This window comes from Bacillus sp. NS1, from assembly GCF_058248265.1.
The window spans coordinates 304,123-326,431 of sequence record NZ_JBZAZF010000003.1; the positions used below are offsets into that span (position 1 = coordinate 304,123).

General features: G+C 43.9%; 26 protein-coding genes and 2 other annotated features. Of the genes, 22 read left to right on the plus strand and 4 right to left on the minus strand.

The genetic code is table 11. From position 1 onward, the window contains the following. Together AC4CV5_RS11915 and cotN are read left to right on the plus strand one after the other, a co-directional pair. Window positions 1-861, plus strand: an 861-nt coding sequence (locus AC4CV5_RS11915) for a LysM peptidoglycan-binding domain-containing protein (protein WP_490922857.1), incomplete at its 5' end; no start/stop codon positions are given. A 32-nt stretch (window positions 862-893) separates the two neighbouring features. Continuing rightward, the gene (gene cotN / locus AC4CV5_RS11920) at window positions 894-1,919 is read left to right on the plus strand and encodes a spore coat protein CotN (RefSeq protein WP_490922858.1); all 1,026 of its coding nucleotides are present in this window, start codon (window positions 894-896) and stop codon (window positions 1,917-1,919) included. A gap of 18 nt (window positions 1,920-1,937) precedes the next feature. Here the strand turns inward: cotN and AC4CV5_RS11925 are convergent, their stop codons facing one another. After that, window positions 1,938-2,129: a YszA family small membrane protein gene (locus AC4CV5_RS11925; RefSeq protein ID WP_003222590.1), complete on the minus strand. Its 192-nt coding sequence runs from the start codon at window positions 2,127-2,129 to the stop codon at window positions 1,938-1,940. A gap of 165 nt (window positions 2,130-2,294) precedes the next feature. Continuing rightward, window positions 2,295-2,516: a binding site (T-box leader), on the plus strand. Window positions 2,517-2,575: 59 nt separating this feature from the next. Here AC4CV5_RS11925 and valS point away from each other — a divergent pair. The 16 genes from valS (at window position 2,576) to rpmA (ending at window position 16,997) form a co-directional block, all read left to right on the plus strand. Continuing rightward, the gene (gene valS / locus AC4CV5_RS11930) at window positions 2,576-5,218 is read left to right on the plus strand and encodes a valine--tRNA ligase (RefSeq protein WP_373923737.1); all 2,643 of its coding nucleotides are present in this window, start codon (window positions 2,576-2,578) and stop codon (window positions 5,216-5,218) included. A 59-nt stretch (window positions 5,219-5,277) separates the two neighbouring features. After that, window positions 5,278-6,570 carry a bifunctional folylpolyglutamate synthase/dihydrofolate synthase gene (locus AC4CV5_RS11935; RefSeq protein WP_490922860.1) on the plus strand — a complete coding sequence of 431 codons (1,293 nt, stop codon included), beginning with the start codon at window positions 5,278-5,280 and terminating at the stop codon, window positions 6,568-6,570. Window positions 6,571-6,706: 136 nt separating this feature from the next. Continuing rightward, window positions 6,707-7,453 (plus strand): prepilin peptidase, encoded by a 747-nt coding sequence (locus tag AC4CV5_RS11940; RefSeq protein WP_490922862.1) that lies wholly within the window; start codon window positions 6,707-6,709, stop codon window positions 7,451-7,453. Between the two features lie 133 nt (window positions 7,454-7,586). Beyond that, entirely contained in the window at window positions 7,587-8,585 is a 999-nt protein-coding gene (locus AC4CV5_RS11945; RefSeq protein WP_166850036.1) for an SPOR domain-containing protein, read from the plus strand. A gap of 151 nt (window positions 8,586-8,736) precedes the next feature. Next, window positions 8,737-9,306, plus strand: a complete 570-nt coding sequence (locus AC4CV5_RS11950; RefSeq protein ID WP_222143269.1) for a Maf family nucleotide pyrophosphatase — start codon at window positions 8,737-8,739, stop codon at window positions 9,304-9,306. A gap of 36 nt (window positions 9,307-9,342) precedes the next feature. After that, on the plus strand, window positions 9,343-10,038 hold the full coding sequence (gene radC, locus AC4CV5_RS11955) for a RadC family protein (protein ID WP_166850041.1): 696 nt from the start codon (window positions 9,343-9,345) through the stop codon (window positions 10,036-10,038). Between the two features lie 91 nt (window positions 10,039-10,129). After that, window positions 10,130-11,143: a cell shape-determining protein MreB gene (gene mreB, locus AC4CV5_RS11960; protein WP_003222607.1), complete on the plus strand. Its 1,014-nt coding sequence runs from the start codon at window positions 10,130-10,132 to the stop codon at window positions 11,141-11,143. Between the two features lie 30 nt (window positions 11,144-11,173). Then, complete coding sequence (gene mreC / locus AC4CV5_RS11965; RefSeq protein ID WP_166850044.1) at window positions 11,174-12,046, plus strand: rod shape-determining protein MreC; 873 nt, start codon at window positions 11,174-11,176, stop codon at window positions 12,044-12,046. Further along, window positions 12,043-12,561, plus strand: coding sequence for a rod shape-determining protein MreD (gene mreD, locus AC4CV5_RS11970; RefSeq protein WP_490922864.1), 519 nt, complete (start codon window positions 12,043-12,045; stop codon window positions 12,559-12,561). The genes mreC and mreD overlap by 4 nt, the downstream gene beginning before the upstream one ends. 52 nt (window positions 12,562-12,613) lie before the next feature. Beyond that, window positions 12,614-13,294, plus strand: coding sequence for a septum site-determining protein MinC (gene minC / locus AC4CV5_RS11975; protein ID WP_003222613.1), 681 nt, complete (start codon window positions 12,614-12,616; stop codon window positions 13,292-13,294). A 1-nt stretch (window position 13,295) separates the two neighbouring features. Beyond that, a complete protein-coding gene (gene minD, locus AC4CV5_RS11980; protein WP_490922866.1) occupies window positions 13,296-14,102 on the plus strand; it encodes a septum site-determining protein MinD in 807 nt (268 codons plus the stop codon). A gap of 148 nt (window positions 14,103-14,250) precedes the next feature. After that, window positions 14,251-15,045, plus strand: coding sequence for a stage IV sporulation protein SpoIVFA (gene spoIVFA, locus AC4CV5_RS11985; protein ID WP_166850067.1), 795 nt, complete (start codon window positions 14,251-14,253; stop codon window positions 15,043-15,045). Continuing rightward, window positions 15,038-15,904 (plus strand): stage IV sporulation intramembrane metalloprotease SpoIVFB, encoded by an 867-nt coding sequence (spoIVFB, locus tag AC4CV5_RS11990; protein ID WP_166850084.1) that lies wholly within the window; start codon window positions 15,038-15,040, stop codon window positions 15,902-15,904. Before spoIVFA ends, spoIVFB begins: the two co-directional genes overlap by 8 nt. Before the next feature lie 57 nt (window positions 15,905-15,961). After that, window positions 15,962-16,037, plus strand: a sequence feature (ribosomal protein L21 leader region). Between the two features lie 13 nt (window positions 16,038-16,050). Beyond that, entirely contained in the window at window positions 16,051-16,359 is a 309-nt protein-coding gene (gene rplU, locus AC4CV5_RS11995) for a 50S ribosomal protein L21 (protein WP_014114650.1), read from the plus strand. Between the two features lie 2 nt (window positions 16,360-16,361). Further along, window positions 16,362-16,700: a ribosomal-processing cysteine protease Prp gene (locus AC4CV5_RS12000; RefSeq protein WP_166850088.1), complete on the plus strand. Its 339-nt coding sequence runs from the start codon at window positions 16,362-16,364 to the stop codon at window positions 16,698-16,700. Window positions 16,701-16,712: 12 nt separating this feature from the next. Next, on the plus strand, window positions 16,713-16,997 hold the full coding sequence (rpmA, locus tag AC4CV5_RS12005) for a 50S ribosomal protein L27 (RefSeq protein ID WP_003222623.1): 285 nt from the start codon (window positions 16,713-16,715) through the stop codon (window positions 16,995-16,997). Window positions 16,998-17,117: 120 nt separating this feature from the next. Here rpmA and AC4CV5_RS12010 read toward each other — a convergent pair whose 3' ends face one another. Further along, window positions 17,118-17,240 (minus strand): hypothetical protein, encoded by a 123-nt coding sequence (locus AC4CV5_RS12010; RefSeq protein WP_138921989.1) that lies wholly within the window; start codon window positions 17,238-17,240, stop codon window positions 17,118-17,120. Between the two features lie 77 nt (window positions 17,241-17,317). Here AC4CV5_RS12010 and spo0B point away from each other — a divergent pair, with 77 nt between their 5' ends. The 4 genes from spo0B to pheA are packed head-to-tail and all read left to right on the plus strand — an operon-like array spanning window position 17,318 to window position 20,588. Further along, a complete protein-coding gene (spo0B, locus tag AC4CV5_RS12015) occupies window positions 17,318-17,896 on the plus strand; it encodes a sporulation initiation phosphotransferase Sop0B (protein ID WP_166850108.1) in 579 nt (192 codons plus the stop codon). A 33-nt stretch (window positions 17,897-17,929) separates the two neighbouring features. Further along, window positions 17,930-19,216: a GTPase ObgE gene (gene obgE, locus AC4CV5_RS12020; protein WP_166850111.1), complete on the plus strand. Its 1,287-nt coding sequence runs from the start codon at window positions 17,930-17,932 to the stop codon at window positions 19,214-19,216. Window positions 19,217-19,273: 57 nt separating this feature from the next. Beyond that, the gene (thrR, locus tag AC4CV5_RS12025) at window positions 19,274-19,717 is read left to right on the plus strand and encodes a transcriptional regulator ThrR (RefSeq protein WP_003222630.1); all 444 of its coding nucleotides are present in this window, start codon (window positions 19,274-19,276) and stop codon (window positions 19,715-19,717) included. Window positions 19,718-19,733: 16 nt separating this feature from the next. Continuing rightward, window positions 19,734-20,588 carry a prephenate dehydratase gene (gene pheA, locus AC4CV5_RS12030; protein ID WP_166850114.1) on the plus strand — a complete coding sequence of 285 codons (855 nt, stop codon included), beginning with the start codon at window positions 19,734-19,736 and terminating at the stop codon, window positions 20,586-20,588. Between the two features lie 24 nt (window positions 20,589-20,612). Here the strand turns inward: pheA and AC4CV5_RS12035 are convergent, their stop codons facing one another. Both AC4CV5_RS12035 and AC4CV5_RS12040 read right to left on the minus strand, forming a co-directional pair. Continuing rightward, a complete protein-coding gene (locus tag AC4CV5_RS12035; protein WP_166850118.1) occupies window positions 20,613-21,155 on the minus strand; it encodes a transcription repressor NadR in 543 nt (180 codons plus the stop codon). Beyond that, the gene (locus AC4CV5_RS12040; RefSeq protein WP_222143267.1) at window positions 21,115-22,302 is read right to left on the minus strand and encodes an IscS subfamily cysteine desulfurase; all 1,188 of its coding nucleotides are present in this window, start codon (window positions 22,300-22,302) and stop codon (window positions 21,115-21,117) included. Before AC4CV5_RS12040 ends, AC4CV5_RS12035 begins: the two co-directional genes overlap by 41 nt. Between the last annotated feature and the right edge of the window lie 7 nt (window positions 22,303-22,309).

The following is a 22,309-nucleotide window of genomic DNA, read 5'->3' on the forward strand; positions in this document are numbered from 1 at the left end:
CATGAAGAGAAAGAAGCAGCTCAACCAGAACACGCGGAGCCTGCCCTTCGTCATGAAGAGAAAGAAGCAGCTCAACCGGAACACGCGGAGCCCGCACTCTGTCATGAAGAGAAAGAAGCGGCTCAACCGGAACACGCGGAGCCCGCACTCCGTCATGAAGAGAAAGAAGCGGCTCAACTAGAACATGCTGAACCCGCGCTTCGTCAAGTAGCGGATGAAGCTCAGGAGACTGAATCTCAGGCCGTACTCTCCATAGAAGAAAGCAGAGAGAAGAAACCAGCCTCAGCTCCAAATGTGGAGAATGACGAAACCGCTTTACAGCTTCATTTCAATCAAAAAGCAAACTTGGAGGAGGCAACTCAAGAAGAGCCTGCACCGGCATACCGTACCTTCCTGCCCGAACATGAAGAGGAGGATTCTTTTTATTCAGCGCCTAAGTTGCTGGAAGAGGAGGAACAAGCGGAAGAAAGCTTTGAAATTGAAGTGAGAAAAATACCACCGGCGAATGAGCCTGAGGAAGAAACACCTCTTCAGTCCTTCCAGCTGCCTGATACCTCAGAGACTGAAAGGAAGGAAGCGAATGCTGTTCCTAGGGTTGCTCCTGCTGCTGAAACGAAGGAACCTCAAACAAAGGAAAGTGATAATTCTCTTTATTTAACAAAACTCTTTACGAGAGAAGAGGAAGAGTTTTCGAGAATGAAAATATGCATTGTTCAGCAGGAAGATACGATCGAACGTTTATGCGAACGGTATGAAATCACATCCCAGCAGCTGATCAGAATGAATTCTTTAGCCTTGGACGATGAATTGAAAGCAGGACAGATCCTCTATATTCCTCAATATAACAACAGCCATGCGTAAACCGTAAGCGATCGGAAAATGTGGTGAATGGAATGGAAGATACCCAATCGGTTCTTCAGAAATACGGACTGACTGCTCAATTTATTGAGCCTGTCAGTCCTCTTGTGTGGAAAGTGTATACAGACTACGGCATATTTGCCCTGAAAAAATTGAAATCAGCTCGCAGCAAACAGTTCACAGATCATATGGTGGCGATTGAAGAAAAAGGTTTTCGTTCATTTGTTCCCGTTTACAGAACAAATAGCGGTGAGTTTTTCTCAGAAGGTATACAATCCGGAGATTCCTATTATTTAATGCCTTGGCTCCAATTTGACCAGGAGGAAGAACGGGATCAGAAGCATGCCTATTTATTTAGAGAAACAGCCCGCCTTCACGAGAGAACCGCGCAGGAAATAAAGGCGAGCCGTGATGATATTGAACGTTATTACGGACAAACGAAAAAAAAGTGGGAACATGATAAAATTTTTTATGAACAGTTTGTAGACAGAGCAGAGAAGGAATGGTACCTTTCCCCTTTTGAACTCCAGGCCGTAACCTATTTTTCAGAAACCATTTCGGCGGTGAACTTTGCGCTGGAGCGGTTGGAAGACTGGTATGAATCAGCAAAAGAAAAGGGCGTCTCAAGGGTTGTGATAAACCACGGCAGCCTGTCTATACACCATTTTCTATATAATGATGCCGGGGCCGGATATTTCACAAATTTCGAAAGAGCGTCTGCAGGCCCGCCGCAAAACGACTTACTGGGCTTTTATACAAAAATGTTCAGAGGCTTTCCGAAAGCTTGTCCGGAATGCGTCGAATGGTTTTATGCATACACGAAATCATTCCCTTTACGTGATGCGGAAGTCAGCCTTTTTCTCAGCTATATGGCATATCCGACGGCCATGTACAAGGTGCTGAACCGTTATCAAACCGGAAAAAGACAGCATGAAAAAAATGAATGTACGCAATTATTAAAGGCTTATTGGCAAATGAAAAATATAGAGCCGTTTGTGATGAAAATCCATCAGGTAGAACAAGAGAAAAAATTCCAGGCTGAAAACGAGTCCACGTCTTAATGGCGCGGACTTGTTTGTTTATATCCATTCTAAATGAAGGGCGCAAGCTAAAAAGATTAGGATTGCGAGCAGCAAAACATCAAAGGTTGTCGGAAAGAAAATAGTTCTGATTCCTTGAAAAATCGTAATGGGAATAATCACTTGTGCGGATACAAGCCGAATTTGCCTAACCCACGGCGGGAGCGAATAAGAGCTGAAACGTTTCTTCACGGTGCATCCTCCTCTACGCATTTACAAGCATCATATGTAAACTTGGGCAATAGGTGCCTGCCCATCTGTATAGAAAGCGGCGTTTTTGGAAAAGATGATTGACGAATCAAAAACACTTTTACTATAATAAAGAACATAAATAATGTATATAATGAGCTGATAAATACACCTGCTTAGAACGGGAAGAGTACAAAAAAGGCGCATGCAGAGAGAGAAGCCGTTTGCTGAAAGGTTTCTTATGTTGTCTGATTGGAAGGTCGCCCGGGAGCATAATTTCTTGAAAGAGAGTAGAGAAATTCGGGAAACACCCGTTATCCGTTGTAAGTGCATGAACTGATAGAGTTCATGAAAAAAGGTGGTACCGCGAAAGAGCTTTTCGTCCTTTTACAGGGATGAAGAGCTCTTTTTTCGTTCTCAGCCATTTTTAAACATGCTGGAGGGTTATCATGGAAACGAATGAACAAACAATGCCGACGAAATACGATCCGGCAGCAGTTGAAAAAGACCGATATGATTTTTGGCTAAAAGGCAAATTTTTCGAAGCTGGCAGTGACCAGACAAAAGAGCCATACTCTGTTGTCATTCCGCCGCCAAACGTAACAGGAAGACTTCACCTTGGCCACGCGTGGGACACAACGCTGCAAGACATTGTAACAAGAATGAAACGCATGCAGGGCTATGATGTGCTGTGGCTTCCGGGTATGGACCACGCCGGCATCGCGACACAGGCTAAAGTGGAAGCGAAACTTCGTGAAGAAGGCAAATCCCGCTACGATTTGGGCCGCGAGAAATTCCTCGAAGAAACGTGGAAGTGGAAAGAAGAGTATGCTGACTTTATTCGCAGCCAGTGGGCGAAATTAGGGCTTGGCCTTGATTATTCCCGTGAACGTTTTACGCTGGATGAAGGCTTAAGCAAAGCGGTTCGCGAAGTTTTCGTTAAGCTTTATGAAAAAGGCCTGATCTACAGAGGCGAATATATTATTAACTGGGACCCTGCGACAAAAACAGCCCTATCCGACATTGAGGTCATTTACAAGGATGTTCAAGGCGCGTTCTATCATATGAGCTATCCGCTCGCTGACGGTTCAGGTTCGATTGAAATTGCGACGACACGTCCTGAAACGATGCTTGGTGATACAGCTGTTGCTGTTCATCCTGAAGATGAGCGCTATAAGCATCTTATCGGAAAAACGGTGATCCTGCCGATTACAAATCGTGAAATTCCGATTGTCGGTGATGACTACGTTGATATGGAATTTGGTTCTGGTGCAGTGAAAATTACGCCTGCTCATGATCCGAACGATTTCGAGCTTGGCAACCGCCACAATTTAGAACGCATTCTTGTCATGAATGAAGACGGAACGATGAATGAAAATGCCCTGCAATATCAAGGTATGGATCGTTTTGAATGCCGCAAAAAGCTCGTAAAAGATTTACAGGAGGCGGGAGTTCTCTTCAAAATCGAGGATCATATGCACTCTGTCGGCCATAGTGAACGAAGCGGGGTTGTTGTTGAGCCTTATCTTTCTACACAATGGTTTGTGCGCATGCAGCCGCTTGCTGATGAAGCGATTGAGCTGCAAAAGAAAGAAGAAAAAGTCAACTTTGTGCCTGACCGTTTCGAAAAAACGTATTTACACTGGATGGAAAATATCCGCGACTGGTGTATTTCCCGTCAGTTGTGGTGGGGCCACCGCATTCCGGCTTGGTATCACAAAGAAACAGGCGAGTTATATGTCGGGCTTGAAGCGCCTGAGGACAGCGAAAATTGGGAACAGGATACAGACGTACTGGATACATGGTTCAGTTCTGCACTCTGGCCTTTCTCCACTATGGGCTGGCCTGATGTAACGGCTGAAGACTTTAAACGCTACTACCCGACAGACGTACTCGTGACAGGGTACGATATCATTTTCTTCTGGGTATCACGCATGATTTTCCAAGGCATTGAATTTACAGGCGAGCGCCCGTTCAAAGATGTTTTGATCCATGGCTTAATCCGTGACGAGCAAGGCCGGAAAATGAGTAAATCTCTCGGCAACGGTGTCGATCCGATGGATGTCATTGACAAGTATGGAGCCGATTCTCTGCGTTATTTCCTTGCGACTGGAAGCTCTCCTGGCCAAGATCTGCGCTTCAGTTATGAAAAAGTGGAATCGACATGGAATTTTGCCAATAAAATTTGGAATGCCTCCCGTTTTGCATTAATGAACATGGACGGCATGACATACGATGAGCTCGATTTGTCAGGCGAAAAATCAGTTGCTGACAAATGGATTTTAACGCGATTAAATGAAACAATCGAACACGTGACCCAGCTTGCTGATCGATATGAATTTGGTGAAGTCGGACGCCATTTATATAACTTTATTTGGGATGATTTCTGTGATTGGTATATTGAAATGGCGAAGCTTCCGCTTTACGGAGAAGACGAAGCGGCTAAGAAAACAACCCGTTCTATCCTTGCTTACGTACTGGATCAAACGATGCGCCTGCTCCATCCGTTTATGCCATTCTTAACGGAGGAAATTTGGCAGCACCTTCCTCATCAAGGGGAATCGATTACAGTAAGTCAATGGCCTGTTGTAGTACCGGAGCATACCGATACTGAAGCGGCAGCTGACATGAAGCTTCTTGTTGAGCTGATTCGTTCTGTACGTAATATCCGCAGTGAAGTCAATACGCCAATGAGCAAGCAAGTCGAATTGTATATTAAAACAAGCACAGATGAAATAGCAGCCCGTCTCGAAGCGAACCGTTCATATGTTGAACGCTTTACGAATCCGAGCGTGCTTAAAATCGGCACGGATATCGAGGCTGTTGATAAAGCGATGACGGCCGTTGTCTCAGGAGCAGAGGTTATTCTTCCGCTAGAAGGCTTAATTAATATTGATGAAGAAATTGCCCGTCTGCAAAAAGAATTTGATAAGCTGACGAAAGAAGTCGAGCGCGTCCAAAAGAAACTTGGTAATGAAGGGTTTATGAAAAAAGCGCCTGCGCACGTAATTGATGAAGAACGTGAAAAAGAAAAAGATTATGTGGCAAAGCGTGACGCTGTTCAAAAACGAATGGCTGAGCTGAAGGGCTAATGAAAAGCCGGGGCGGTTTCTAGAGAAACCGCCTTGTCTTATAAAAGAGGGGATTATCATTGTTTACTGCATATGAAGAAGCGCGCAGCTGGATTCACGGGCGGCTGAAATTCGGAGTGAAGCCCGGACTTGGCCGAATGGAGCAGCTGATGGCGCGGTTAGGGCATCCTGAAAAGAAAATCCGCGCGTTCCACGTCGCAGGAACAAACGGTAAAGGATCAACTGTCGCTTTTATCCGTTCTATGCTGCAAGAAGCCGGATATACGGTTGGAACGTTTACGTCACCTTATATCATTACGTTTAATGAACGGATCAGCGTTAACGGGACACCGATTTCAGATGAGGAATGGACAGCACTCGTCAATCAGATGAAACCGCACGTTGAAGCGCTGGATCAAACGGAATACGGACAGCCGACAGAATTTGAAATTATGACGGCTTGTGCATTTTTATATTTTGCAGAGTTTCATAAGGTCGACTTTGTTATTTTTGAAACAGGTCTGGGAGGTAGATTCGATTCTACGAATGTAGTTGAACCGCTTTTAACTATGATTACAAGCATCGGACACGACCATATGAATATTCTTGGAAACACCATTGAAGAAATTGCTGGAGAAAAGGCCGGAATTATTAAAGAAGGTATACCTATTGTTACAGCTGTTACTCAGCCGGAAGCCGTACAGGTCATTCGTTATGAAGCTGAACGACATGCTGCGCCGTTCCAGTCATTACATGATACATGTGTTATTTTTAATGAAGAGGCTCTGCCTGCGGGAGAACAGTTTTCATTCAAAACGGCCGAGAAGTGTTATGAAGATGTTCGAACAACTCTGATCGGCACCCATCAAAGACAAAATGCGGCTTTGTCCATTTTGGCTGCTGAGTGGCTTAATAGGGAGAGCATTGCCCATATCAGTGATGAAGCGTTAAGAAGCGGGCTTGTAAAGGCTGCTTGGCCGGGTCGCTTAGAGCTTGTTCAGGAACATCCACCGGTATACTTAGATGGTGCGCATAACGAAGAAGGCGTTGAGAAGTTGGCGGAAACGATGAAACAGCGTTTCCCTGATTCCTGCATTTCTGTGGTGTTTAGCGCGTTAAAGGACAAACCGTATCAAAACATGATTAAGAAACTGGAAACCATAGCGCATGCGATTCATTTTGCTTCTTTTGATTTCCCGCGTGCTTCTCTTGCAAAAGATCTCTATGATGCAAGTGAAATCAGCAATAAAAGCTGGAGTGAAGATCCTGGCGATGTGCTCGAATTCATAGAAAGCAAAAAGGGTTCAAATGAAATTGTGCTGATTACGGGATCACTTTATTTTATTTCTGACATTCGCAAAAGATTGAAATAAGGCGTCCAGCCCCGGCAGTATCAAAAAATGAGATTCTGCCGGGGTTTTTATGTGTAAAATTGAATATTCCCGATTAGAATTCAGCCCGCTCACTTTGCTACAATCCATACCAGTATTTTGTAAAGGTGTGTTGTCTATGCTTCCCATTCTTTTTATCCTCGGGCTAATCCTTGGTTCATTTTATTATACGGCCGGGCGCCGTATCCCCTTACATCTATCTATTATCGCGCCCCGTTCATCATGCTCGTTTTGCCGGCGGACCTTAACTCCTGCAGAATTAATTCCCATCCTGTCATTCCTTTTCCAAAAAGGTAAATGTAAAAACTGCGGGCAGAGGATTTCTATTATGTATCCCGTAATAGAGCTTGTGGCAGCGTGTTTATTTGCCGCCGCAGGAATACGCTTTGGCACGTCGCTTGAACTGTTTCCTGCTGTTGTGTTTATCTCTCTTCTTATCATTGTTGCAGTGACAGATATTCATTTTATGCTAATTCCAAATCGAATATTGGTTTTCTTTCTTCCTTTTTTGGCGGGTGCAAGATTGATTTCTCCGCTTGATCCCTGGTATGCCGGCCTGTTAGGTGCTGCCGCCGGGTTTCTATTTCTGGCCTTAATTGCTGCAATCACCCATGGAGGAATAGGGGGAGGAGATATTAAATTATTTGCGGTGATTGGCTTTGTGCTCGGTGTGAAAATGCTGGCAGCTGCCTTTTTCTTTTCTGTTTTGATAGGTTCATTGTATGGAGCGGCAGCCGTTCTGACTGGTAGACTCGCCAAAGGGCAGCCGCTTCCCTTTGCCCCCGCAATTGCGGCAGGGAGCATTTTAGCCTATTTATACGGTGACTCTATCATTTCTTTTTATATTAAAATGGCAATGGGCTGACCGCTGAAAAATTTGACGAACGTTTTTTGGACAAGACGACAAAAGTCTTGTTCTTTTTTTTTTCGCCTGTGCTAAAGTGTGTAGCATGAAAAGCCGACAAGAACGGTCAAGCAAATGAAGGGAGGAAGCGGAATTGAAAAAAAGAAAGAATAAAAAAAACAGTAAAGCCGCAGAAAAAGCCCTCAAGGTGACGATTAATGGAAAAGAAGAGACGGTTTACGAACAAGAAACGTCTGAGACTGAGACGGATAAAAACATGACATTTTCAAATTGGGAGGAAAAGAGAAAGGCAGAACAGGAGGTCGCGGCTTCCCATGAACATCCCGATGAAGATGAATTTAACTGGGATTCAGAAGAGGACAAGGTGTTTAAAGAAGATCCAAAAGTCGTTCCGCCTTACCAAAAGAAAAAAACAAAGCTGTATGCAAAAGGAAAGGCCGGGACTGCCAAGCCGGTAAAAAGAGTGGCGGCGACGATTGCCTTTGCAGCTGTCATAGGCACCGGATTAGGTTTATTCGCGTTGAACATCTCGGGCAATAAAGAAGCGGCAGCACCAGCCTCTTTAGATGATTCTCTGGGCAGCCAAACGGCAAAAGCCGGAGATGTTTCTGCTGATAAACAAAGCTCAGGCGCGGAGAAACAGGCGGCACCAGCTGAAGGTACATATAAAACGTACGCTGTACAAGCCGGAAAATTTTCAAATGAAAAGGGTGCCGAAACGTTAACAGAACAGCTGACTGAAAAAGGTTATTCCGCCGTTTCACTGTCAAAGGATGACGGGTATACGTATGTCATCGCAGGCTTAGCCAGTGATAAGGATGTGTCACAGCAGTTAGGGCAGCTTTTAATCGACAGCGATTTTGAAGCTTGGGGAGGCAAGGAGCTTTCATTATCAATAGAGTCAGATATGACAGATTCTTTCAAGGAAACAGCTGAGCTTGCAGCAAAGGCGATTCTCGGTGAAGATATTACAAAAGCGAGTGTAGAAAAAATAGAAAAGTCGCTTGGTGAAACAGAAGCATCAGAAGCAGGAGAGAAAAAAGCGATTTTGCAGGCATTAAAGGAATTAGAGGACCCAAGTGCTGAAGCCGGATGGAAGGCTCAGCAGCAACTGTTAGCCGTCATTAAATAAGAGAAAGTGCCTGAGCCTTTGTCCTTTAGTGACAGGCTTTTTTTATTTTGTCATGAAAAAGTTATTTTTCTGAAATTGTGACAAGCCTCGTGATTTGGTAGGATAAACGAGTATCTTTTTTTCTTAAGCAAACCCTGAAAGGATGACGAACATGACAAAGCCGCTAATACTTGCATCACAATCTCCGCGCAGGAAAGAACTCCTCGATCTTCTCCAGCTGCCCTACTCCATTATTGTCAGTGAAGTAGAGGAAAAATTAAATCGAAACTTTTCACCTGAAGAAAACGTCCAATGGTTGGCAAAACAAAAAGCTAAGGCTGTAGCTGATCTCCATCCGCATGCAATTGTTATCGGAGCTGATACAATGGTATGCCTGGACGGCAATTGCCTCGGTAAACCGAAAGATCAAGAAGAAGCTGCTTCTATGCTGCGGAGGCTTTCAGGTCGAAGTCATTCAGTAATCACCGCAGTCAGCATACAAGCCGAAAATCACAGCGAGACTTTTTTTGATAAGACAGAAGTTACGTTTTGGCCTCTCAGTGAAGAAGAGATTTGGACTTATATTGAAACAAAAGAGCCGATGGATAAAGCAGGTGCATATGGCATCCAAGGAAGAGGCGCGCTTTTTGTAAAGAAAATAGACGGAGATTATTATTCAGTCATGGGCCTTCCTATATCAAAAACGATGAGAGCTCTTCGCCATTTTGATATAAAGGCATGACGGTTCTATAAACGGGAAGGGAAAGAAAAGGAGTGCTTGATCATACACGATCTGCCATTAAAACTCAGAGATTTCCCAACGAAAGAAAAGCCAAGAGAACGGCTCCTGAAAGTCGGAGCCGAGAACCTAGCGAGTCATGAACTTTTGGCTATATTATTGCGGACAGGCACTAAACAAGAATCTGTTATGGACCTGTCAAACCGGCTGCTGCGCTCTTTTGACGGGTTGCGGCTGCTGAAAGAAGCCTCTGTTGAAGAGCTGTCGAGCATCCCGGGAATCGGTATGGTAAAAGCGGTTCAAATACTGGCGGCGGTTGAGCTTGGAAGCCGTATTCATAAATTAGCCAACGAAGAACATTTCGTCATTCGCTCCCCGGAAGACGGCGCAAATCTTGTCATGGAGGATATGCGCTTTTTAACCCAGGAGCATTTTGTCTGTTTATACTTAAATACAAAAAACCAAGTCATCCATAAACGCACCGTTTTTATCGGAAGCCTGAATTCATCTATTGTCCATCCGCGAGAGGTGTTTAAAGAAGCGTTTAAACGCTCTGCCGCTTCCTTTATCTGTGTTCATAATCATCCTTCTGGAGATCCGACGCCAAGCAGGGAAGATATTGAAGTGACAAGACGGCTGTTTGAATGCGGAAACCTGATTGGCATCGAGCTGCTTGACCATTTGGTGATCGGGGACAAAAAATTTGTGAGTTTAAAGGAAAAAGGATATTTGTAACACTTTTTTTTTCGTCGAATTAAGCTATAATAGAGTTTATGAGTTTTTCCCTTTAGGGTATTTTTGCTTTAAGAAAGGAAGATACATACATATGTTTGGAATTGGTGCAAGAGACCTTGGTATAGATCTTGGAACTGCGAATACGCTTGTTTTTGTAAAAGGAAAAGGAATTGTTGTGAGAGAGCCGTCAGTTGTCGCTTTGCAAACGGATACGAAGTCGATTGTTGCTGTCGGAAATGATGCGAAAAATATGATCGGACGGACACCGGGCAACGTGGTGGCTCTTCGCCCGATGAAAGACGGCGTTATCGCTGATTATGAAACAACGGCGACGATGATGAAATATTACATCAATCAGGCCATTAAAAATAAAGGCATGTTTGCTAGAAAACCATATGTGATGGTTTGTGTTCCATCAGGTATTACGGCTGTTGAGGAACGCGCTGTCATCGATGCGACTAGACAGGCGGGAGCGCGTGACGCGTATCCGATTGAAGAGCCGTTTGCCGCAGCGATCGGCGCCAATCTGCCAGTTTGGGAGCCGACTGGAAGCATGGTTGTTGATATCGGGGGCGGTACGACAGAGGTTGCGATTATTTCACTCGGAGGCATTGTAACGTCTCAATCGATCCGCGTAGCCGGTGATGAGATGGATGATGCGATCATCAACTACATCAGAAAAACGTACAACCTGATGATCGGTGACCGTACGGCTGAAGCGATTAAAATGGAGATCGGATCTGCAGAAGCTCCTGAAGAATCCGATAAAATGGAAATCCGCGGACGCGATTTACTGACAGGTCTGCCGAAAACAATCGAAATTACAGGAAAAGAAATTTCTAATGCTCTGCGCGACACTGTGTCTACAATTGTTGAAGCAGTGAAGAGCACACTTGAAAAAACACCGCCTGAGCTTGCAGCAGATATCATGGACAGAGGTATTGTGTTAACCGGCGGCGGAGCTCTTCTTCGCAATTTGGATAAAGTCATCAGCGAAGAAACAAAAATGCCGGTCCTTATCGCCGAAGACCCGCTTGATTGTGTAGCGATCGGAACAGGGAAAGCACTGGAGCACATCCATCTTTTCAAAGGAAAAACTAGATAATCGGGAGTTCAATAGAAGAGGTGTAACACGATGCCGAATAAACGGTTAATGCTATTACTTCTGTGTATTATCATATTGGTGGCTATGATTGGATTTTCGCTGAAGGGCGGCCGCAATACCACCTGGCCTGAGAAAGTGATCGGCGATACGACGGGAGTATTTCAAAATATTTTTCATACGCCTGCCGAATTTTTTGCAGGGATATTTGAGAACATTAATGATTTAAAAAACACATACAAAGAAAACGAGCGTCTGAGAGAGAAGCTTGACGGACAGACACAATATGAAGCCAAGCTTCAAGAACTTGAAGAAGAAAACAAATCCTTGCGTGACGAGCTTGGCCATGTCAAATCGATTAAAGATTACAAGCCGATTTTAGCAACGGTCATTGCCAGAAGCCCGGATAATTGGGCGAAACAGGTCACGATTAATAAGGGGACTCAGCAAAACGTAGCGAAAGATATGGCTGTAACAAACGAAAAAGGCGCATTAATCGGCAAGATCAAAAGCTCCGGTCTTAATAATTTTACGTCTACTGTTCAGCTTTTAAGCGATACTGACCGCAATAACAGAGTCGCGACGAAAATTTCAGGAAAAAAAGGCAGCAAAGGCTACGGCCTGATCGAAGGATATGACAAAGAGAAAAAACGTCTTAAGATGACAATTATTGAGCGTAAGGATAAACAAGACGTGAAAAAAGGCGATCTTATTGAAACGTCAGGCACAGGCGGTGTTTTCCCTGAGGGGCTGACAATCGGTGAAGTGACTGATATCGAGTCAGATTCCTATGGATTAACGAAAGTTGCTTATGTAAAACCTGCTGCAGACCTTACCGATTTAAATAATGTGATCGTTGTTAACCGTGATTTGCCGACTGTCGATACAGAGGAGGAAGGATCGTGAAACGTTTCCTTCTCCCTTTCGTTATGATGCTTGTTTTTTCTGCGGAAAGCATTTTTACAGATCTGGTGCATTTTCCGTTCGTTACAGATGATCAGGTGCTTGCCCCGCGTTTTCTGATGGTTGTACTGATATTTATGTCAGCTTTCATCAACCAAAAACACGCGATGATTTACGGATTTATTTTTGGCCTTCTATATGACATGAACTATACAAGTCTATTAGGCGTTTATATGTTTGGTTTTGCCGGGTTATGCTATTTGGCTTCAAAAGCGTTTAAAGTGCTGCACACAAACGCATTTGTAGTGATATTGATAGCAGTTCTAGCTGTCTGCCTGCTCGAATTTTACGTATTCGGCATTCAGTCGTTGATTCATAAGGACATCATGACGTTTAACGGGTTTGTGCTTGATCGCTTTATACCGACAATTTTATTAAATATTGTAGCGGCTCTTATTCTGGTTCTGCCATTTAGATTGTTTTTTATGAGTCTAAAGAAAGAATTGAGAGATGAGTAAAAAGGATTTTATCTTTTTTTGACGAAATGAGTATGTTGTTGAGGTGAATATTGTGAAGACCAAAAAGCAGCAATATGTAACAATAAAAGGAACAAAGAATGGATTAACATTGCATCTGGATGATGCGTGTTCTTTTGATGAGCTTCTCGATGGTCTTCAGAATATGCTGTCAATTGAACAATATACGGATGGAAAAGGCCAGAAAATCAGCGTCCATGTTAAGCTGGGAAATCGCTTTTTATATAAGGAGCAAGAGGAACAGCTAACCGAATTGATTGCGTCAAAGAAAGATTTGTTTGTTCATTCTATTGACAGTGAAGTCATTACTAAAAAAGAAGCACAGCGTATGAAAGAGGAAGCTGAAATTATTTCTGTTTCAAAGATTGTCCGTTCAGGCCAAGTGCTGCAGGTGAAAGGCGACTTGCTCCTGATCGGTGACGTGAATCCAGGCGGAACAGTAATGGCTGGAGGGAACATTTTTGTTCTTGGCTCATTGAAAGGAATCGCGCATGCTGGATTCAACGGAAATAATCAAGCGGTCATCGCCGCCTCTGAAATGCTGCCGACACAATTAAGAATCAATCACGTGTTAAATCGCTCCCCAGACCACATTCAAAAAGGGAACGAAATGGAATGTGCTTATTTAGATACAGACGGAAATATGGTCATTGAACGCCTTCAACATTTGGCTCATTTAAGACCTGATCTAACAAGGCTTGAGGGAGGAATGTGAATTGGGTGAGGCTATCGTAATAACTTCGGGAAAAGGCGGAGTAGGTAAAACGACAACATCTGCTAACCTCGGTACCGCCTTAGCCATTTTAGGGAAGCGTGTATGCTTATTAGATACTGATATAGGACTGCGCAACCTTGATGTTGTAATGGGTCTCGAAAATAGAATTATTTACGATCTAGTAGACGTTGTAGAGGGAAGATGCAAAATGCATCAGGCGCTTGTAAAAGACAAACGTTTCGATGATCTGCTCTATTTAATGCCCGCTGCTCAAACGAGCGATAAGACAGCCGTTGTTCCTGAACAAATTAAAAATATGGTTCAAGAGCTCAAACAGGAATTTGATTATGTCATCATAGACTGTCCTGCCGGAATTGAGCAAGGATACAAAAATGCCGTTTCCGGAGCTGATAAAGCGATTGTGGTCACAACGCCTGAAATCTCAGCTGTTCGTGATGCTGACCGTATTATAGGGCTGCTGGAGCAAGAGGAAAATATTGAACCGCCGCGGCTCGTTGTAAACAGAATCAGAAATCACCTGATGAAAAACGGTGACACGATGGATATCGACGAAATCGTACAGCATTTGTCGATCGATTTGCTCGGAATCGTGGCTGATGATGATGAAGTCATTAAAGCTTCCAACCATGGCGAACCGATTGCAATGGATTCGAAAAATCGAGCTTCCATTGCATATCGCAATATTGCCCGCCGCATCTTAGGCGAATCTGTTCCTTTGCAGGTGCTTGAAGAGCAAAACAAAGGAATGGTGGCTAAGATTAAATCATTTTTCGGAGTAAGATCTTAATGTGATAGAATCAAAGAGAAGAATCTGACAAAGCAAATGCTGTGTCAGGTTTTTTTGTTTTTGTCTGCTTTGTGCTTGAGGATAACGAATATTTGCCATGGACAAGACATATCATGTACAAACCCAACGAATGCAAAGGATGATGGCAATGAGTCACAGAGCAGATGAAATCAGAAAACGATTAGAGAAAAGAAGAAAACATCTTTCCGGCTCAAAACGTTTCTCTACTCAGACAGTTTCTGAAAAGCAGAAACCCCCGTCTTGGGTAATGGTATCGGATCAGGAAAAGCATGGAACTCTTCCGGTCTATGAAGATAACATTTCAACATTCAACGGAAAGCACCCTTTGGTTAAAACAGATTCAATTATCCTGAAATGTCTTCTGTCGGCCTGCATTGTTCTCGTTTCCGCCATAGCCTATAAAACAAACATTGGGCCGGTCAGCCAGATTAAACCCGCTGTTGCCAAAACCTTCGAAACTGAATTTCAATTTGCTTCAGCAAGCCATTGGTTTGAAACGAAATTCGGCAATCCGCTCGCTTTTCTGGCTCCTGAACATAAAAATAAGGAAGAGCAGGTTGAAGTGGGCCAAGACTTGGTCGCGCCTGCATCTGGGAAAGTACAGCAGGATTTTCAGGACAACGGGGAAGGGATTAAAGTTGAAACAAGCAGCGATGCAATTGATAGCATAAAAGAAGGCTATGTAGTTGAAGTCAGCAAAGACAGCCAGACGGGACTGACAGTTAAGGTACAGCACGCTGACAATACCTATAGTATTTATGGCAAGCTCAAAGATGTGGATGTTGCTTTATATGATTTTGTAGATAAAGGAAAAAAACTCGGCTCAATTAAACTTGATGATCATAATAAAGGGGTCTATTATTTTGCCATGAAAGACGGCGATAAATTTATTGATCCGATTCAGGTGATTTCATTTGAATAAATGGCTTGACCTTATCTTGAAGATTCATGTGCATCCTTTTCTTTGGATTATCGCGGCGCTTGGGCTGATCACAGGCCATGTGAAAGCATTATTATGTCTGCTCCTGATTGTACTGGTCCATGAGCTGGGGCATGCTGCTCTGGCCGTGTTTTTTTCTTGGAGAATCAAGCGTGTTTTTTTGCTGCCGTTCGGCGGAACGGTGGAAGTGGAAGAGCACGGGAATCGGCCGTTAAAGGAAGAGTTTGCGGTGATTATTGCCGGCCCTCTTCAGCACATTTGGCTTCAGCTTGCTGCCTGGATGCTTGCAGAATTCTCGGTGATTCATCAGCATACCTTTGAACTCTTCACCTTTTATAATCTTTCTATTTTATTTGTGAATCTGCTGCCGATCTGGCCGCTTGACGGCGGAAAACTGTTGTTTTTGCTGTTTTCCAAACAGCTGCCTTTTCAAAAGGCTCACCGGCTCAACTTAAAAACGTCGCTCTGCTTCTGCCTGTTGCTCGGGTGCTGGGTTTTATTTGTGATTCCTCTGCAAATCAGCGCATGGGTTTTGTTTGTCTTTCTCGCTGTTTCTTTGTTCGAGGAATACAGGCAAAGGCATTATATCCATGTGAGATTTCTCCTTGAAAGGTATTATGGAAAAAACCGTGAGCTTGAAAAACTGCTGCCGCTGACTGTAAAGGCAGAGGACAAAGTCTATCATGTGATGGCAGAGTTCAAACGCGGCTGTAAACATCCGATTATAGTAGAGAAATCAGGCCAAAAGCTCAGCCAGCTTGACGAGAATGAAGTGCTCCATGCTTACTTTGCCGATAAGCGGACGAATTCCTCTATGGAGGAACTGCTGCTGCCTTACTAAAATTGATTGACAAACACCTTGTATTTTGGTATATTTTTTAATGTTATGGATGTAGCACCATTGCTACAACCGCTCAGTACAGGTGTTAAGAGCTTTTACAGCCCCCTGGTATCTGGCGAGTCTTAGTCTAATAGGAGGTGCAGAGAATGTACGCAATCATTAAAACAGGCGGTAAACAAATCAAAGTTGAAGAAGGCCAAACTGTTTTCATCGAAAAACTTGCTGCTGAAGCAGGTGAAACAGTTACTTTTGAAGACGTTTTGTTTGTTGGCGGAGACAACGTGAAAGTCGGCAACCCTACAGTTGAAGGCGCAACAGTAACGGCTAAAGTTGAAAAACAAGGTCGCGCGAAAAAAATCACTGTTTTCAGATACAAACCAAAGAAAAACGTTCATAAAAAACAAGGTCATCGTCAGCCTTACACTAAAGTGACGATCGAAAAAATCAACGCGTAAGCATGATTCAGGCAACAATCAGAAGGTCTCATGATAAAGGCATATTGTCTTTTGAAATGACGGGCCATGCGAATTTTGCTGAACATGGACAAGATCTTGTTTGTGCCGGAGTGACAGCCGTTGTGTTTGGAGCCGTTAACGCGGTCATTGTGCTCGCGGGCTTCGAGCCGCTTCTTGATATAGGGGAGGACGGGGGTTATTTTTACTTTGAATTCCCTGAATCTCTTGATCCGGAGGTGCGTCAAAAAGCTCAGCTGCTGATTGAAGGCATGGTTGTTTCGCTGGAGACAATCGAACGGGATTACAAAGATAACTTGCGTGTGACCACAAACATAATATAGGAGGTGAGCTACATGCTTAGATTAGATCTTCAGTTTTTCGCTTCTAAAAAAGGAGTAGGTTCTACAAAGAACGGACGTGACTCTGAGGCTAAACGTTTAGGTGCTAAACGTGCTGACGGTCAATTCGTAACAGGCGGTTCTATCCTTTACCGTCAACGCGGAACAAAAATTTACCCAGGTGAAAACGTGGGCCGCGGCGGAGATGACACTCTATTTGCGAAAATCGACGGAACTGTTAAATTCGAACGTTTCGGCCGTGACCGCAAAAAAGTGAGCGTATATCCTGTAGCTCAATAATGATTCAAAAAACTCCGGTCGATGATGACTGGAGTTTTTTTTGCAATATGCGGAGTAAACACCAAGAATGAAATGCAGAGTATGTGCGAGCAGACCCCGCCAAGAATGAGAATAAACATCTCAAACCCACTGGATATGTTCCCCAAGCAGTAATACATAAAATGTTCTGCCTGGCTGCAAATCAACCATAGTCAGAAAAAAGGAACATGATATTTCTGGGAAAAACAATTGTTTTTCTAACAAAGCCTTCTCTGTTATAATTCATAATACACACTTATACAGACTCCTAAATAAGAAATTAAATGATTGGGAGTGCGAAAATGAAGGATGTTTCAAAAAATCAAGAAGAAAATATAAGCGACACGGCATTAACAAACGAACTGATTCATCTGCTCGGCCATTCCCGGCATGATTGGATGAATAAGCTGCAGCTGATTAAAGGAAACTTAAGCTTGCAGAAGTATGACCGCGTCTTTGAAATGATTGAAGAAATGGTTATAGACGCAAAGCACGAATCAAAGCTCTCAAACCTGAAAACACCGCATTTGGCGTTTGATTTTCTTACGTTTAATTGGAAAACTCATTATATGACGCTTGAATATGAAGTTCTTGGAGAAATTAAGGATTTGTCGGCTTATGATCAAATGCTGGCGAAACTGATGAGAAAGCTGTTTTATCTGTTTGATCAAGCAGTCAGCAGAGAGAGCGAAAATCATTTAACGGTTTCGCTGCAAACGGATCATCCTGACAGAAAGCTGATTCTGTACCTTGATTTTCACGGCGCCTTTGCCGATCCATCTGCTTTTGATGATATTCGGCAGAATGGATATGAGGACGTTGATATCTTGCGTTTTGAGATCACAAGTCACGAATGTCTGATTGAAATTGGGTTGGACTAGCGGAGTTTTTAACGGTTTAGAACGGAGGACATTATGTTTGTAGATCAGGTCAAAGTATATGTAAAAGGCGGCGACGGAGGCAACGGGATGGTTGCGTTTCGCCGTGAAAAATATGTGCCGAAAGGCGGCCCTGCCGGCGGTGACGGAGGAAAGGGAGGAGACGTCGTTTTTGAAGTGGACGAAGGTCTCCGTACCTTGATGGACTTTAGATACAAAAAACACTTTAAAGCGATTCGCGGCGAGCATGGCATGTCCAAAAACCAGCACGGGCGAAATGCTGATGATATGGTCATTAAAGTTCCGCCAGGCACTGTTGTGACAGACGATGATACAAAGCAGGTCATCGCTGATTTAACAGAGCACGGGCAGCAGGCTGTCATCGCAAGGGGCGGAAGAGGCGGAAGAGGGAATTCCCGCTTTGCTACACCGGCTAATCCCGCGCCTCAGCTTTCAGAAAACGGCGAACCGGGAAAAGAACGCTATGTTGTTCTTGAATTAAAAGTGCTTGCAGATGTCGGACTTGTCGGGTTCCCGAGTGTTGGAAAATCCACTTTGCTGTCTGTTGTCTCATCTGCAAAGCCGAAAATTGCGGACTATCACTTTACAACGCTTGTCCCGAATCTCGGCATGGTTGAAACGGATGATGGACGCAGCTTTGTTATGGCCGATTTGCCGGGGCTGATTGAAGGCGCACACCAAGGCGTCGGACTTGGCCACCAGTTTTTGCGCCATATTGAACGGACGCGGGTTATTGTTCACGTTATTGACATGTCTGGCTTGGAAGGCCGCGATCCGTATGAGGATTATGTGACGATTAACCAGGAACTGAGCGAGTACAATCTGCGTCTCACGGAGCGTCCGCAAATTATTGTTGCAAATAAAATGGACATGCCGCAGGCTGCGGAAAATCTTGAAGCCTTTAAAGAAAAGCTGACGGATGATTACCCGGTATTCCCGATCAGTGCGGTGACAAGAGAAGGCCTTCGTGAGCTTCTGTTTGAAGTCGCCAATCAGCTGGAGAACACGCCGGAATTCCCGCTGTATGACGAGGAAGAGCTTACACAAAACCGCGTTATGTACACGATTGAAAATGAAGAAGTGCCATTTGACATTACACGCGATCCAGACGGTGTATTTGTGCTTTCAGGAGACAGCCTTGAGCGGCTCTTCAAGATGACTGATTTCTCACGTGATGAATCGGTTAAACGGTTTGCAAGACAAATGCGCGGAATGGGTGTTGATGAAGCACTCAGAGAACGCGGAGCCAAGGATGGAGATATTATCAGGCTTCTGGAATTCGAATTTGAATTTATTGATTAATGATGGCAAAAAGGAGAGCCTGGATGTCAGGCTCTCTATTTTAAAGGGGGGATGCAAATGAAAGAGGAGACATTTTATCTTGTCCGTGAAGATGTATTGCCCGATGCGATGAGAAAAACATTGGAAGTCAAAAAGCTGCTTGACCGAAAAAAAGCAGATTCAGTGGCAGATGCCGTTCAAAAGGTCGATTTAAGCAGAAGTGCGTTTTATAAATACAGAGATGCTGTTTTTCCGTTCTACACTATGGTTAAAGAGCAAATTATCACACTTTTCTTTCATTTGGAGGATAGGTCAGGTGCGTTATCCCAGCTCCTGCAGGCGGTAGCGGATTCTGGAAGCAACGTTCTTTCCATTCACCAGACCATTCCGCTTCAGGGCAGAGCAAATGTGACACTGTCTATCAGCACGTCTGCCATGGAAGAGGACATTCATACGTTAATGAATAAGCTCAGGAAGTTTGATTTTGTAGAAAAGGTTGAAATATTAGGTTCAGGTGCATAAGGGAGAGAATATTGTCATGAAAGTCGGTTACTTAGGTCCAGCAGCTACATTCACACATCTAGCAGTCAGTTCTTGTTTTCAAAACGGCGCCGAACATGTTGCTTACCGAACCATACCGGAGTGCATAGATGCGGCAGTTGCAGGCGAAGTTGATTTCGCTTTTGTTCCTTTAGAGAATGCATTAGAAGGATCAGTAAATTTAACGATAGACTATTTAATACATGAACAGCCCTTGCCAATCGTGGGTGAAATGACATTGCCGATTCATCAGCACTTGCTTGTCCATCCTTCCAGAGAGAATGCATGGAAAGAGCTCGACAAAATTTACTCGCACTCACATGCGATTGCGCAATGTCATAAATTTCTCCATCGCCAATTTCCTTCTGTTCCATATGAATACGCCAATTCAACTGGGGCGGCAGCAAAATTTGTCAGTGACCATCCTGAGCTGAATATCGGTGTCATTGCCAATGACATGGCAGCTTCTACATACGAATTAAAAATCGTGAAACGAGATATACAGGATTATAGGGACAATCATACGAGATTTGTTATCCTGGCTCCTGATGAAAACATATCTTTTGAAGTGAATTCCAAATTGAGTTCAAGGCCCAAAACAACCCTAATGGTAATGCTACCTCAGGATGAATCAGGGGCGCTGCACAGAGTGCTGTCTGCTTTTTCTTGGAGAAACTTAAACTTGTCAAAAATTGAGTCACGTCCGACTAAGACCGGATTGGGCCATTATTTCTTTATTATTGATATTGAGAAAGCGTTTGATGAGGTATTGATTCCAGGTGCCATGCAGGAGCTCGAAGCACTGGGCTGCAAAGTGAAACTTCTTGGTGCATATCAGTCCTACCAATTATAAAAAAAGCCCAATAAAGGGCTTTTTTTAGTCTTTAATTAAAATACCGACTGCCTCGAGTGCCTGGCAGGCCTGATCGATGCGGTGTTCATCAGGTGCTGTCAGTGTATGGAGATGCACGCCGTCAGTCAGCTGTGATAAATAGGCAGCGTTCGTAGAATTAATTTTTTTTATGAAATTGCTAACTTCCTTCCGGGTGCCTACTTGGATGGCTGCAGTTAAATCTCCGTATACGGGATGCTCGATTTTTACGTCTTTTACTGTAACACCTTCGTCCACGATGAGCTGCAGTTCCTCTTCTGTCCGTTCAGGATCGTGCAGACAAGCTATGATTCTTTCTGCCTGCTGGTGCTGCTGAGCGGCTGCATCCATGTATACATATCCTTGGCTTGTGGCGATGATCGGTTCATTTTTCGCTTTCAAGAGCGAAATATCCTGAACAATTACTTGTCTTGAAACGTTCGCTTTTTTTGCGAGTTCCCCTCCTGTCAGCGGTGATGCAGATTCCTTCAGCCACAGAAGAAGCTGGTCACGCCTGTTGGCGCCCATAAGCTTTAGTTCTTCGGTCAATATTAAATTCTCCTTTCTTTTGCTCCCAAAGCGCTGTAAACGTATGTAATAACTTATCCAGCTGTTCAGCTGTTGTATGCCTTCCAAAAGAGATGCGGATAAATTGCAGAGCTTCTTTTTCTGTTTTTCTTAATGCCTTCATCGTTGCAGACGGACCGTGATAACCTGCAGAACAAGCGCTGCCCGTTGAAATGCAAATATTACTTCGATTACATTCTAACATAACATATTGTCCTTCAAATGAGTGAAAAAAACACCCGATAATATGCGGAAGACATTCCGTTTGTACAGGGTCTGCCACAAGGGTTACAGGGAGAGACCGAATGCTGATTTGCTCTAAAAAGTGTGTTCTTAATGTCTTATTGCGGGATATCTGTTTATCCATTTCGTTTATGATCAGCTCTGCAGCGGCAGTAAAGGCACCGATTCCGGGGACATTCACGGTGCCGGCTCTGAATCCGTGTTCGTGAGTAATGAGAGGGTAAACGGGTTTCCAAGGGACACCTGGGTGAATATAGACCGCACCCACTCCTTTAGGACCGTGGACTTTATGGCTGGACACTGAGAGTGCATCCACCCCCAGCTCTTTTGTATTGATCGGGATTTTCCCGAATGTTTGAACAGCGTCGCAATGAAGAAGAATACCCCTTTTGTGCAGGTATGAAGACAGGCGTTGAATAGGCTGAATGATCCCAGTTTCAGAGTTGGCATGCTGAATAGATACCAGGCCTGTTTCCGGCCGGATATGAGCTGCTAATATTTCCTCGGTAATAAGTCCATATTCATTCGGTTCAATGATCGTTACATCAAATCCATGCTGTTTTAGAAAAGCAGCACAGCTATGAATGGACTGATGTTCCATGGCAGTCGTAATGAAATGTCTTTTTGTATTTGGCAGGCCGTTTAGTAATGATTGAATGGCTAGAAAATTGGATTCAGTGCCGCCGCTTGTAAAATAGATGCCGTTTGCTTCTCCGCCAATGATGTCGGCGATTTTTTCACGGCAGTACTCCAGTATGTGCTTTGCTTTTCCTCCCGCATCATGCAGGCTGCTGGCATTTCCGTACATATCCATGCTGAGCTTCTGATATACGTTAAGGGCTTCCTCGCAAATAGGCGTTGTCGCTGCATAATCTAAATAAATCATCTGGTCT